The organism is Citrobacter sp. H12-3-2 (assembly GCF_009649895.1).
Lineage (GTDB): Bacteria > Pseudomonadota > Gammaproteobacteria > Enterobacterales > Enterobacteriaceae > Citrobacter > Citrobacter portucalensis.
Genome location: NZ_CP045837.1, coordinates 4,484,255 through 4,498,414, shown reverse-complemented (window position 1 = coordinate 4,498,414; position 14,160 = coordinate 4,484,255). Strand labels below are relative to the sequence as shown.

Here is a 14,160-nt window from a genome sequence, read left to right as displayed (position 1 = left end):
AATGGAAAAGGTCACTATTCCCTGTGAACGGCAAAAATTCAATACCAGTAAATGGGGGGATAAAGTTGGCCCGGGGGGATCGCTGGACTGACGCCAAAAATTTAGTGCCAGTCCAGTGCCGGGCCGAATGGGTTACTTCGCGCAGTTAGCGCATTGTTTGCTGACGATTTGCTGGAAGAAATCGTTGCCTTTGTCATCGACCAGAATGAAAGCCGGGAAATCTTCTACTTCGATTTTCCAGATAGCTTCCATACCCAGCTCCGGGTATTCCACGCATTCCAGATGCTTAATGCTCTGCTGCGCCAGTACCGCTGCCGGTCCACCGATGCTGCCTAAGTAGAAGCCGCCATGTTTGTGGCAGGCGTCAGTCACCTGCTGGCTACGGTTACCTTTTGCCAGCATGATCATGCTGCCGCCGTGAGACTGCAACAGGTCAACGTAGGAGTCCATACGACCCGCGGTGGTTGGACCTAAAGAACCGGACGGGTAGCCTGCAGGGGTTTTGGCCGGACCCGCGTAGTAGATCGGATGATCTTTCACGTACTGCGGCAGACCTTCGCCGGACTCAATACGTTCTTTTAACTTCGCGTGGGCAATGTCACGACCAACAATGATAGTACCGCTCAGTGACAGACGAGTAGAAACCGGGTACTGAGAGAGCTGGGCGAGGATCTCTTTCATTGGGCGGTTAAGGTCAACTTTAACCACTTCGCCTTCGCCCGCCTGGCGCAGAGATTCCGGAATGTACTGACCTGGGTTATGTTCCAGTTTTTCAATCCAGATCCCTTCGCGGTTGATCTTGGCCTTAATGTTACGGTCTGCGGAGCAAGAAACACCCATACCAACCGGGCAGGACGCGCCGTGGCGAGGCAGGCGGATCACGCGGATATCATGTGCGAAGTATTTCCCGCCGAACTGAGCACCAAGGCCGAGTTTCTGCGCTTCTTCCAGCAGTTCTTGTTCCAGTTGCAGATCGCGGAATGCCTGGCCGTGAGCATTGCCTTCAGTCGGCAGCGCGTCATAGTAGTGTGTGCTGGCCAGCTTCACCGTTTTGAGGGTGCTTTCCGCTGACGTACCGCCAATAACGAATGCGATGTGATACGGAGGGCAAGCTGCGGTACCCAGCGTGCGCATTTTCTCAACCAGGAAGTTTTTCAGTTTGCCGGGAGTCAGCAGCGCTTTGGTTTCCTGATACAGATAGGTTTTGTTGGCTGAGCCGCCGCCTTTGGCCACGCACAGGAATTTGTATTCGTCACCGTCCACGCTGTACAGATCGATCTGTGCGGGCAGGTTGGTGCCGGTATTTACTTCTTTGTACATATCCAGCGCCGCGTTTTGCGAGTAGCGCAGGTTATCTTCGATATAGGTATTAAATACGCCTTTGGAGAGCGCCGCTTCATCGCCGCCGCCGGTCCAAACACGCTGACCTTTTTTACCCATGATGATTGCCGTACCGGTGTCCTGGCAGGTTGGCAACACGCCTTTGGCGGCGATTTCGGAGTTTCTCAGGAACTGCAGCGCCACGTACTTATCGTTTTCGCTGGCTTCGGGATCATGGAGAATTGAGGCGACTTGCTGTTGGTGTTCTGGGCGGAGCATGAAGGAGGCATCGTGGAAGGCTTGCTGGGCCAGTAGCGTAAGTGCTTCAGGGGCTACTTTCAGGATTGTTTCGCCTTCAAACTCGCCGACGCTGACGTGATCGGATGTCAGCAGGTAGTACTCAGTTTTGTCTTCCCCCAGTGGGAAAGCCGCCTGGTAAGTGAATTCAACTTTTGACATTTGCTTCCAGCCTTTTCATTTTTCTCAGGAATTTTAAAATTCTCTGTGTCTTCATGGTGGCGTGCCGTACCAACGTGGACGGCACGCGAACTGTGATTACAGGAAACCGTACATTGCGGCGAAGATCCAACCAAAGACACAGGATACGCTTACGCCGATCAAGCCAGGCAGAATGAAGCTGTGGTTGATAACGAAGCGGCCGATGTGGGTGGTGCCGGAACGGTCAAACTGGATAGCAGCCAGATCGCTCGGGTAGGTCGGCAGAATGTAGTAACCGTAACATGCCGGAGCAGAAGCCACGATGTACGCGGGATCAACCCCGATTGCCAGAGCGACCGGAACAATCGCTGCCAGCGCCGCTGCCTGGGAGTTTACAAATTTGGATACCAGCAGCAGAACAATTGCGTAGGCCCACGGATACTCTTTCACCATATTGCCCAGCACACCTTCGATTTCTGTCATGTGCGCGCCGAACATTGTTTCGGCCATCCAGGCAATACCGTACACCGCCACAATCGCGATCATACCGGAACGGAAGACTTCGTTTTTAGATATTGAAGCGGGATTGGTCTTCGTCAAGATAATAATCAGCGCACCGGTCAGCAGCATGAACATCTGGATAACCAGCACCATTGACAGCGGTTTGCCGCTAAAGGTAGGACGCAACTCAGAGAACGCGCCAAGCACGGCAACCACGGCAATAGCGGCCAGGAAGATCCACATGGCCAGCCAGTTGCTTTTCGGCAGCTTTTTGTCTAACAGCGTGGCGGTATCGCCATACACATAGTTATGGTTTTCAGGTACGGAAATGAACTTCTGGAACTCTTCATCTTTATCCAGATCCTTACCACGGAACCAGCTGAAGATACCGATCGCCAGGATACCCAACAGGGTAGACGGGATGGTGATGCTGAGCAGGTCGAGGAATTCGAGATGCTTGCCTTCAAACGTTACGTTACCCAGCATTGCCACCAGTGACACAACGGCTACAGAAACCGGGCTGGCGATAATCCCCATCTGTGCGCCGATAGAACTCGCCGCCATCGGACGTTCAGGGCGAATATTGTTCTTAATGGCAACGTCATAAATGATTGGCAGGATGGTGTATACCACGTGCCCTGTACCGCAGAGAATCGTCAGGGTGCAGGTAACGAAAGGTGCGACGATGGAAACGTATTTTGGGTTACGGCGCAGCAGCTTTTCAGCGATTTGCAGCATAACGTCAAGGCCGCCGGAGGCTTGCAAGGTTGCCGATGCGGCCACCACGGCAATAATAACCAGCATTACATCTACAGGTGGTTTACCCGGCTGGAGATGGAAAACGAAAACCAGAATGACCAGGCCGATACCGCCTAATAAACCCAGCGCGATACCGCCCTTTCTGGCACCATAAAACAAACATATTAATATTATGAGAAGTTGTATACTAAATAACATTTTATTTACCCTCGCGAAAAACCCAGTCAATTTTTTGAAAAATGGATCTGTGCCACATTCTTTTTTGCCAGAATAAGCATCAAAAAATGGTCAGTATTCGATATGTCCGTATTTGCGATTAATGTTCAAATGTCTTGCTAGAATGTTTTTTCAAATTTATGGAAATATTTAGCTTTTTTCTGTGGCTTTGATCAGAGGAGAAAATCCTCAGGCGATGGGAAGCAGAGCTGGGCATGGAAAGCTGCGGTTGACGCTGTAATTTATCTGTTTTGCGTTTTCCGCTATTACGTGAACCACCGACAGAATGGGTGAGTAGATTATTTATGTGATCACGGTCACGCCATCTCATAATGTGATGAGGTCGGCGTGCGGATACTTTTATTTGCTCACAAAAATGTACGGTGTCCATGGTACGTAGCATGGTCTCCATTGCTACCAGTCTAGATTTTTTATGTCTGGTTAATTTCAGACTAATCCTTTATGGGTAAAAATACACACTCTGCGAGTTAGATAATACTTAATTAACTTTTGTTAGCGATTTTGAAATTAAAAACAGTGTGATGGTTGTCAATATTAAAATAATACATTTAACATGCCGGATACAAATATATTTGATCTAACGCAAATTTATAATTTTACAGTGCCAGCTGGTGAAATTGGGATTTTTCATTATTTTAATAATTGTTACTTTCAAATAACAAATAATCCCAAGTGTATTTATTGGCAATATTGTTTAAGCAATGAGTAGTGTTCAGCCTGCACACGATAACGATAAACAGGTCTGCCGGTCACGCCATAATGGATGCTGGTAAATAAGATGTGACAATTGACGAGCCAGATAAGGTATTTACGGCAAGAGACGCGCGAGATATTGACCTCGTTGGCCAGCTCATCCGTGGAGAACTCCTGATCCTGGTGCTCATCAATCCACTGACACAGCGTGCGTAACGTTTGTGGCGTTAACCCTTTAGGTAAGCGCCGTGCTTCCTGTTCATTGGAAGAGCTGCCGTGAATCAGCTGGTCAAGCTCAGACTGTTCATAGTACTGATGCTTGTCCATCTCATTTTTCTTGTGCAGCCAGCCGGTGAGCGCCTCTTCAAACCGGGAAGCCTGGAAAGGTTTGATCAGGTAGTCAACAACACCGTAGTGAAGTGAATCTTTGATGGTGGTGGCATCAGCGGCGGAAGAGATGACGATGACATCACACTTGCAACCTTCGCTGTGCAGAACCGGTAGCAGGTCCAGACCGTTTTCTTTTTGCATATAAATATCTAGCAAAATCAGATCGATATGATGACCGCTATGAAAGATTATCTCTTTTGCTTTCTCCAGCGTGGAGGCTGTGCCGCAGCAGTGAAAACCTGAGAGTTGCGCGACATAACGGCGGTTTAATTCCGCTACCATTGCATCGTCATCGACAATTAAGACATTGATCATCTGCTGGCCCTCTCACCATTCCACGGTAACTGTACAAAAAATTGGGTGAAGATCCCTGGTTCAGACTCGACGGAAATATTACCGCCAACGTTTTCAACCTGTTGTTTAACAAGCGCTAAACCAACGCCCCGTTCGGTTCCTTTTGACGAAACGCCCTTCTCAAAGATGTGCTCAATGTTTTCGGGGGCAATCCCCGGACCATCGTCATTCACTTCGCAATGCAACCAGCCGTGTCGATAATGCAAGGATACGCTGATCTCACCACCAGGTTCTTGACCTAGCGCCTCCAGGGCGTTTTCAATCAGATTCCCCAGAACGGTAATCAGTACCGCCACCTGATCTTCGTTGCTATTTTCCGGTAACTGGCTTTCATTGCTAATGACCAGACTATGGCCTAAATCAGATGTGCGATTAATCTTACTGAGTAAAAATCCTGCGATCACCGGTGATTTTATTTTTCCTAACAGTGAGCCAATTTCTTCCTGATAATTGTTTGCGGTCTTCAGGATGTAATTTTCAAGCTGCTTATAACTTTTCAGATGCAATAATCCCAGAATCACGTGCAATTTATTCATGAATTCGTGGGATCGTTCACGAAGTGCGTCGGCATAGTTGACCATACCATCCAGACGTTGCATTAGTTTTCGGACTTCAGTCTTATCTCTGAAGGTTGAAATGGCACCGATGATTTTACCGTTGCTGAGTACCGGGACCGTGTTAATTAAGAGTAGCCGATCCTTCACCATGATCTCTTCATCGCGGCGCGGCGTTCCGTCATGTAGTACCTGTGAAAAATCGACCACCTGTGACCACGCATGGCTGAGTGTGGAGAGCTGGGCATCATCTTGTGATTTGTGATAATCCAGCAGCTCCTGCGCCGCCTGGTTAATCAGGGTCACTTCACCGCATTCGTCAACGGCAATAACACCTTCCTTTATAGAGTGCAGCATCGCCTGGCGTTGTTCGAACAGATTGGAGATTTCATAAGGCTCCAGGCCAAACAGAATGCGCTTGAGGACTTTGACAAATACCCATGTGCCGAGCAGTCCAACCAGCACGCCAAATAAGATTGACCAGATGATGCTGCCGCGGCTGTTATTGATCTGCTCAGTCACCCGGCTGAGCTCAAGGCCGATCGACACGACGCCAATCTGCCGATGATGTTCGTCATAGATAGGAGTAAATACACGTAGAGCTTTAGCCAGGAATCCGCGATTAATGGCGACATTCTCTTTACCCTGCAGGGCCAGCAATATGTCATCACCTTTAAATGGCTGACCGATTCGCTGCGCTTCGGGATGGGAGTAACGAATGCTTTGCATATCAGTGACGACGATAAACAAAAAGTCGTTGCTCTTATTCACCGCCTGGGCAATCGCCTGAATGCCGCTTTCCTCGGGCTTTTTCATTAGTCCCTGGCGGATCTCCGGAGAGTTGGCTAGCGTTCGCGCGACCGCAAGAGCTTTACTCGCTAATGCATCGCGCGTCATGTTGCTGATCTGCGAGAAATAAATCAGATGAACGACAAGCAGCACGGAGAAGAGTACTGCACTAACCATGAGGATCACGGTGGTGCCAAGCTTCATCGGGCGTTTACGTATAGCAGTACGTTGCAGGGAGTATCTCATCACGGTCCTGAAATCACGGTTTGTGCGGGTATTATTGCCTGATGGGGTGCGTAATTCAAAGGTGGTAGGGATTATGGCGCTTAAGTTGTCAGTCCTTCTTCTTTATATAGCGTAGAGTGAATTTCTTTCTATATAGAGGTTTTCATACCGATTCTCTCCCTTTTTAGGGACGCTTACAGATAATTTCCTTACGATTGTGGATAACTCTGTGTGTAAATGGGTATAAGGCGGGGTTTTGCTGTGGAATGCAGCAGTCAGTCATTTTTCTGTCATTTAAGGGTTGCGGGCCGCAGGAAACTCCCTATAATGCGCCTCCATCGACACGGCGGATGTGAATCACTTCACACAAACAGCCGGTTCGGTTGAAGAGAAAAACCTGAAAATGAGGGTTGACTCTGAAAGAGGAAAGCGTAATATACGCCACCTCGCGACAGAGCGCTAAAGCGCGTCGCAACTGCTCTTTAACAATTTATCAGACAATCTGTGTGGGCACTCGAAGATACGGATTCTTAACGTCGCAAGACGAAAAATGAATACCAAGTCTCAACGAGTGAACACGTAATTCATTACGAAGTTTAATTCATTGAGCATCAAACTTTTAAATTGAAGAGTTTGATCATGGCTCAGATTGAACGCTGGCGGCAGGCCTAACACATGCAAGTCGAACGGTAGCACAGAGGAGCTTGCTCCTTGGGTGACGAGTGGCGGACGGGTGAGTAATGTCTGGGAAACTGCCCGATGGAGGGGGATAACTACTGGAAACGGTAGCTAATACCGCATAACGTCGCAAGACCAAAGAGGGGGACCTTCGGGCCTCTTGCCATCGGATGTGCCCAGATGGGATTAGCTAGTAGGTGGGGTAACGGCTCACCTAGGCGACGATCCCTAGCTGGTCTGAGAGGATGACCAGCCACACTGGAACTGAGACACGGTCCAGACTCCTACGGGAGGCAGCAGTGGGGAATATTGCACAATGGGCGCAAGCCTGATGCAGCCATGCCGCGTGTATGAAGAAGGCCTTCGGGTTGTAAAGTACTTTCAGCGAGGAGGAAGGTGTTGTGGTTAATAACCGCAGCAATTGACGTTACTCGCAGAAGAAGCACCGGCTAACTCCGTGCCAGCAGCCGCGGTAATACGGAGGGTGCAAGCGTTAATCGGAATTACTGGGCGTAAAGCGCACGCAGGCGGTCTGTCAAGTCGGATGTGAAATCCCCGGGCTCAACCTGGGAACTGCATCCGAAACTGGCAGGCTAGAGTCTTGTAGAGGGGGGTAGAATTCCAGGTGTAGCGGTGAAATGCGTAGAGATCTGGAGGAATACCGGTGGCGAAGGCGGCCCCCTGGACAAAGACTGACGCTCAGGTGCGAAAGCGTGGGGAGCAAACAGGATTAGATACCCTGGTAGTCCACGCCGTAAACGATGTCGACTTGGAGGTTGTGCCCTTGAGGCGTGGCTTCCGGAGCTAACGCGTTAAGTCGACCGCCTGGGGAGTACGGCCGCAAGGTTAAAACTCAAATGAATTGACGGGGGCCCGCACAAGCGGTGGAGCATGTGGTTTAATTCGATGCAACGCGAAGAACCTTACCTACTCTTGACATCCAGAGAACTTAGCAGAGATGCTTTGGTGCCTTCGGGAACTCTGAGACAGGTGCTGCATGGCTGTCGTCAGCTCGTGTTGTGAAATGTTGGGTTAAGTCCCGCAACGAGCGCAACCCTTATCCTTTGTTGCCAGCGGTTCGGCCGGGAACTCAAAGGAGACTGCCAGTGATAAACTGGAGGAAGGTGGGGATGACGTCAAGTCATCATGGCCCTTACGAGTAGGGCTACACACGTGCTACAATGGCATATACAAAGAGAAGCGACCTCGCGAGAGCAAGCGGACCTCATAAAGTATGTCGTAGTCCGGATTGGAGTCTGCAACTCGACTCCATGAAGTCGGAATCGCTAGTAATCGTGGATCAGAATGCCACGGTGAATACGTTCCCGGGCCTTGTACACACCGCCCGTCACACCATGGGAGTGGGTTGCAAAAGAAGTAGGTAGCTTAACCTTCGGGAGGGCGCTTACCACTTTGTGATTCATGACTGGGGTGAAGTCGTAACAAGGTAACCGTAGGGGAACCTGCGGTTGGATCACCTCCTTACCTTAAAGAAACGTTCTTTGTAGTGCTCACACAGATTGTCTGATGAAAAGTAAATAGCAAGGCGTCTTGCGATTGAGACTTCAGTGTCCCCTTCGTCTAGAGGCCCAGGACACCGCCCTTTCACGGCGGTAACAGGGGTTCGAATCCCCTAGGGGACGCCACTTGCTGGTATGTGTGAGTGAAAGTCGCCGACCGAAGTATCTCAAAACTGACTTACAAGTCACGTTTGAGATATTTGCTCTTTAAAAATCTGGATCAAGCTGAAAATTGAAACGACACACTGTTTCATTTCTCCGTAATAAGAAATGAAAAGCGGTGTGTTCGAGTCTCTCAAATTTTTGCAAGTCGATGATGAATCGAAAGAAACATCTTCGGGTTGTGAGGTTAAGCGACTAAGCGTACACGGTGGATGCCCTGGCAGTCAGAGGCGATGAAGGACGTGCTAATCTGCGATAAGCGTCGGTAAGGTGATATGAACCGTTATAACCGGCGATTTCCGAATGGGGAAACCCAGTGTGATTCGTCACACTATCATTACGTGAATACATAGCGTAATGAAGCGAACCGGGGGAACTGAAACATCTAAGTACCCCGAGGAAAAGAAATCAACCGAGATTCCCCCAGTAGCGGCGAGCGAACGGGGAGCAGCCCAGAGTCTGAATCAGCATGTGTGTTAGTGGAAGCGTCTGGAAAGTCGCACGATACAGGGTGAAAGTCCCGTACACAAAAGTGCATGTGTTGTGAACTCGAAGAGTAGGGCGGGACACGTGGTATCCTGTCTGAATATGGGGGGACCATCCTCCAAGGCTAAATACTCCTGACTGACCGATAGTGAACCAGTACCGTGAGGGAAAGGCGAAAAGAACCCCGGCGAGGGGAGTGAAAAAGAACCTGAAACCGTGTACGTACAAGCAGTGGGAGCACCCTTTGGGGTGTGACTGCGTACCTTTTGTATAATGGGTCAGCGACTTATATTCTGTAGCAAGGTTAACCGAATAGGGGAGCCGAAGGGAAACCGAGTCTTAACTGGGCGTTAAGTTGCAGGGTATAGACCCGAAACCCGGTGATCTAGCCATGGGCAGGTTGAAGGTTGGGTAACACTAACTGGAGGACCGAACCGACTAATGTTGAAAAATTAGCGGATGACTTGTGGCTGGGGGTGAAAGGCCAATCAAACCGGGAGATAGCTGGTTCTCCCCGAAAGCTATTTAGGTAGCGCCTCGTGAACTCATCTTCGGGGGTAGAGCACTGTTTCGGCTAGGGGGTCATCCCGACTTACCAACCCGATGCAAACTGCGAATACCGAAGAATGTTATCACGGGAGACACACGGCGGGTGCTAACGTCCGTCGTGAAGAGGGAAACAACCCAGACCGCCAGCTAAGGTCCCAAAGTCATGGTTAAGTGGGAAACGATGTGGGAAGGCACAGACAGCCAGGATGTTGGCTTAGAAGCAGCCATCATTTAAAGAAAGCGTAATAGCTCACTGGTCGAGTCGGCCTGCGCGGAAGATGTAACGGGGCTAAACCATGCACCGAAGCTGCGGCAGCGACACTATGTGTTGTTGGGTAGGGGAGCGTTCTGTAAGCCGTTGAAGGTGTATCGTGAGGTATGCTGGAGGTATCAGAAGTGCGAATGCTGACATAAGTAACGATAATGCGGGTGAAAAACCCGCACGCCGGAAGACCAAGGGTTCCTGTCCAACGTTAATCGGGGCAGGGTGAGTCGACCCCTAAGGCGAGGCCGAAAGGCGTAGTCGATGGGAAACAGGTTAATATTCCTGTACTTGGTGTTACTGCGAAGGGGGGACGGAGAAGGCTATGTTAGCCGGGCGACGGTTGTCCCGGTTTAAGCATGTAGGCGGAGGTTCCAGGTAAATCCGGTACCTTATTAACGCTGAGGTGTGATGACGAGGCACTACGGTGCTGAAGTAACAAATGCCCTGCTTCCAGGAAAAGCCTCTAAGCATCAGGTAACACGAAATCGTACCCCAAACCGACACAGGTGGTCAGGTAGAGAATACCAAGGCGCTTGAGAGAACTCGGGTGAAGGAACTAGGCAAAATGGTGCCGTAACTTCGGGAGAAGGCACGCTGATATGTAGGTGAAGTGGTTTACCCATGGAGCTGAAATCAGTCGAAGATACCAGCTGGCTGCAACTGTTTATTAAAAACACAGCACTGTGCAAACACGAAAGTGGACGTATACGGTGTGACGCCTGCCCGGTGCCGGAAGGTTAATTGATGGGGTTATCCGTAAGGAGAAGCTCTTGATCGAAGCCCCGGTAAACGGCGGCCGTAACTATAACGGTCCTAAGGTAGCGAAATTCCTTGTCGGGTAAGTTCCGACCTGCACGAATGGCGTAATGATGGCCAGGCTGTCTCCACCCGAGACTCAGTGAAATTGAACTCGCTGTGAAGATGCAGTGTACCCGCGGCAAGACGGAAAGACCCCGTGAACCTTTACTATAGCTTGACACTGAACACTGGTCCTTGATGTGTAGGATAGGTGGGAGGCTTTGAAGTGTGGACGCCAGTCTGCATGGAGCCATCCTTGAAATACCACCCTTTAATGGCTGGTGTTCTAACGTAGACCCGTAATCCGGGTTGCGGACAGTGTCTGGTGGGTAGTTTGACTGGGGCGGTCTCCTCCTAAAGAGTAACGGAGGAGCACGAAGGTTAGCTAATCCTGGTCGGACATCAGGAGGTTAGTGCAAAGGCATAAGCTAGCTTGACTGCGAGAGTGACGGCTCGAGCAGGTGCGAAAGCAGGTCTTAGTGATCCGGTGGTTCTGAATGGAAGGGCCATCGCTCAACGGATAAAAGGTACTCCGGGGATAACAGGCTGATACCGCCCAAGAGTTCATATCGACGGCGGTGTTTGGCACCTCGATGTCGGCTCATCACATCCTGGGGCTGAAGTAGGTCCCAAGGGTATGGCTGTTCGCCATTTAAAGTGGTACGCGAGCTGGGTTTAGAACGTCGTGAGACAGTTCGGTCCCTATCTGCCGTGGGCGCTGGAGAATTGAGGGGGGCTGCTCCTAGTACGAGAGGACCGGAGTGGACGCATCACTGGTGTTCGGGTTGTCATGCCAATGGCATTGCCCGGTAGCTAAATGCGGAAGAGATAAGTGCTGAAAGCATCTAAGCACGAAACTTGCCCCGAGATGAGTTCTCCCTGACTCCCTGAGAGTCCTGAAGGAACGTTGAAGACGACGACGTTGATAGGTCGGGTGTGTAAGTGTAGCGATACATTGAGCTAACCGATACTAATGAACCGTGAGGCTTAACCTTACAACGCCGAAGATGTTTTGGCGAAGAGACAGACACAAGATTCAGCTTGATTACAGATTAGATTGACATGCAAAAGCGTGTTGATAAACAGAATTTGCCTGGCGGCTGTAGCGCGGTGGTCCCACCTGACCCCATGCCGAACTCAGAAGTGAAACGCCGTAGCGCCGATGGTAGTGTGGGGTCTCCCCATGCGAGAGTAGGGAACTGCCAGGCATCAAATAAAAGCGAAAGGCTCAGTCGAAAGACTGGGCCTTTTGTTTTATCTGTTGTCTGTCGGTGAGTGCTCTCCTGAGGAGGACAAATCCGCCGGGAGCGGATTTGAACGTTGCGCAGCAACGGCCCGGAGGGTGGCGGGCAGGACGCCCGCCATAAACTGCCAGGCATTAATTAAAGTGAAGAAGCCCATCCTGCCGGATGGGCTTTTTTGCGTCTGTGCGGGATGAAAACCGCCGGATGCGGCGTACCGCCTTATCCGGCCTGCAGGGGCCGGGCTGAACGTATTTTGTAGGCCTGATAAGCGCAGCGCATCAGGCACATCACAACACCGCACCATCGGGTGCAAAGCTATATCCTGAGCCTCCATAACACAAGCCATCCTGCGGTATATGCAGTAAACCCCCAATCTGAATTTTCTGTATTACCTCCCGAAAATATCAGGATCGCCTGCGACAGTTACGTGTACCTTTATCTATAAGTAAGGGTCTATCCGGAGAATAAAGTGTTCGGAAAAATGGTATTAAACTACATGCCAGGGCTAAAAAATTTATTAGCGTACGATAAAAGCTGGCTAAAACATGATGTTAAAGCCGGGTTATCCGTTGCTGCCGTAGCACTACCGGTTGCGATTGCTTACGCTGAGTTGGCGGGAGTCGGGGCTATCGTCGGGTTATATTCCTGCGTTTTGCCAATGCTAGCTTATGCGCTGTTTGGTTCTTCCCGCCAATTGATTGTTGGTCCTGATGCCACGACCTGCGCGGTGATTGCGGCCGTTGTGGTTCCTCTTTCTGCCGGAAACCCAGAACTTCACTGGCAGTTGACAATTGTCATGACTGTGATGATGGGGGGATGGTGCCTGCTTGCCAGTAAATTTCGCCTGGGTGCGCTTGCTGACTTGCTTTCGCATCCCATTCTAACGGGTCTGCTTAACGGGGTTGCCGTGACGATTATTGTCGGGCAACTCGGTAAGGTGTTGGGGATTACGCTTGATGAAGAGCAAGTGATTGAGAAGATCATTGCCCTGCCTGGCCGACTCTCAGAAATTCATTTATTAACCTTAGGTATCTCCATCCTAACGTTAGCGATTTTAATAGCTATCAAAACGTTTCGTAGCCAATGGCCAGCACCGTTGATTGCTATTGTGATAACAACGGCGCTGGTATGGATTACATCTGCGCAGCAGTATGGGATTGCCACTATTGGGGGATCGGGCTTTCAGTCTGGTTTGCCCGTCGTTCACTGGGGATCGTTTCAGCCTGGTCTGGCGCGTGATTTATTGATCCCTGCGCTGAACCTGGCGTTAGTCAGTTTTGTTAGCCTGATGCTAACCGCTCGCAGTTTTGCCGCAAAAAACGGATACGAAATAAATGCTGATGCTGAGTTCAGGGCTTTGGGTGTCGCGAATCTAATGTCTGGCTTATCTCAGGGGTTTGCGATTAGCGGAGCCGATTCCCGGACTGCGGTAAATGATTCCTCTGGAGGGAAAAGCCAGCTTGTTTCCGTTGTTGCTGCCTTAATCATCGGAATCGTCGTGGTATTTTTCACGCAGCCATTACAATTTATTCCGGTATCTGCATTAGGCATTGTTCTAATTTATGCATCGTGGTCATTAATTGATTTACGCGGACTCTGGAACCTGAGGCGAAGAAATAAACCCGCATTTCGCCTGGCGTTCTTCACCTTTGGCTGTGTTCTGATTATTGGTGTTATTCAGGGGATTGGCCTTGCGGTATTGCTGGGTCTGTTGCAGTTCCTGCGCACAGTTTTTCGTCCTACTGAACACTTATTGGGAATTGACGAACATGGAATGATTCACTCATTAGGTAATTCAACTGATGTGAAAATGATCCCTGGCGTGTTGATGTACCGATTTAACTCACCGCTGACCTATTTTAATGTGGCCTATTTTAAGCGCCGCGTTTTGAATTTAGTCGATGGTGCAGTACTACAACCTAAATGGGTGGTCATTGACGCCGTTTCTTGCTTTACCTATTCAGATATCAGCGTTCTGGCAACCATTAATGAGTTAAAACGGGACCTGAAGGGGCGGCAGATTAAGTTAATTCTTGCGGGCCGGAAAACGGAGTTAACACGCTGGTTTAAGGAGAGTCGACCGACAATGAAAGATGACGACATGATTCTGGCACCAGACCTTTATTTGGCTCTCCGGTTCATTCAAAGCAAAGAAAGCATGAGTGAGGGGGAATCCGGCGTCGTTGAATAAACCCAAT

The 14,160-nt window shown here is 50.0% G+C and carries 5 protein-coding genes, 1 tRNA gene and 3 rRNA genes; 5 read left to right on the top strand and 4 right to left on the bottom strand.

What is annotated here, in order from left to right; translation table 11 throughout:
* Positions 1 to 132: 132 nt before the first annotated feature.
* The 4 genes from fumA to GHC22_RS21375 form a co-directional block, all read right to left on the bottom strand.
* Positions 133 to 1,779 carry a class I fumarate hydratase FumA gene (fumA, locus tag GHC22_RS21390; protein ID WP_008786974.1) on the bottom strand — a complete coding sequence of 549 codons (1,647 nt, stop codon included), beginning with the start codon at positions 1,777 to 1,779 and terminating at the stop codon, positions 133 to 135.
* A gap of 96 nt (positions 1,780 to 1,875) precedes the next feature.
* Complete coding sequence (gene dcuB / locus GHC22_RS21385) at positions 1,876 to 3,216, bottom strand: anaerobic C4-dicarboxylate transporter DcuB (RefSeq protein ID WP_003031873.1); 1,341 nt, start codon at positions 3,214 to 3,216, stop codon at positions 1,876 to 1,878.
* Positions 3,217 to 3,933: 717 nt separating this feature from the next.
* The gene (dcuR, locus tag GHC22_RS21380) at positions 3,934 to 4,653 is read right to left on the bottom strand and encodes a two-component system response regulator DcuR (protein ID WP_008786975.1); all 720 of its coding nucleotides are present in this window, start codon (positions 4,651 to 4,653) and stop codon (positions 3,934 to 3,936) included.
* Positions 4,650 to 6,281 (bottom strand): sensor histidine kinase, encoded by a 1,632-nt coding sequence (locus GHC22_RS21375; RefSeq protein WP_003826772.1) that lies wholly within the window; start codon positions 6,279 to 6,281, stop codon positions 4,650 to 4,652. The genes dcuR and GHC22_RS21375 overlap by 4 nt, the downstream gene beginning before the upstream one ends.
* A gap of 600 nt (positions 6,282 to 6,881) precedes the next feature.
* On the opposite strand from GHC22_RS21375, the gene GHC22_RS21370 reads away from it, so the two are divergent.
* The 5 genes from GHC22_RS21370 (at position 6,882) to GHC22_RS21350 (ending at position 14,153) form a co-directional block, all read left to right on the top strand.
* Positions 6,882 to 8,423 (top strand): 16S ribosomal RNA (locus tag GHC22_RS21370).
* An 85-nt stretch (positions 8,424 to 8,508) separates the two neighbouring features.
* A tRNA-Glu gene (locus GHC22_RS21365) sits at positions 8,509 to 8,584 on the top strand.
* Positions 8,585 to 8,805: 221 nt separating this feature from the next.
* Positions 8,806 to 11,713, top strand: a 23S ribosomal RNA gene (locus GHC22_RS21360).
* Between the two features lie 97 nt (positions 11,714 to 11,810).
* Positions 11,811 to 11,926: ribosomal RNA gene (gene rrf / locus GHC22_RS21355) — 5S ribosomal RNA — on the top strand.
* Together the 16S, 23S and 5S rRNA genes with 1 tRNA gene alongside form the textbook arrangement of a ribosomal RNA operon.
* Positions 11,927 to 12,431: 505 nt before the next feature.
* Positions 12,432 to 14,153: a SulP family inorganic anion transporter gene (locus tag GHC22_RS21350; protein WP_008785980.1), complete on the top strand. Its 1,722-nt coding sequence runs from the start codon at positions 12,432 to 12,434 to the stop codon at positions 14,151 to 14,153.
* The last annotated feature ends 7 nt before the right edge of the window (positions 14,154 to 14,160 follow it).

Excerpts from the sequence above, each read along its gene's own strand:
- GHC22_RS21375 (WP_003826772.1), bottom strand. The coding sequence starts at position 6,281 with ATGAGATACTCCCTGCAACGTACTGCTATACGTAAACGCCCGATGAAG.
- fumA (WP_008786974.1), bottom strand. The coding sequence starts at position 1,779 with ATGTCAAAAGTTGAATTCACTTACCAGGCGGCTTTCCCACTGGGGGAA.
- dcuB (WP_003031873.1), bottom strand. The coding sequence starts at position 3,216 with ATGTTATTTAGTATACAACTTCTCATAATATTAATATGTTTGTTTTAT.
- dcuR (WP_008786975.1), bottom strand. The coding sequence starts at position 4,653 with ATGATCAATGTCTTAATTGTCGATGACGATGCAATGGTAGCGGAATTA.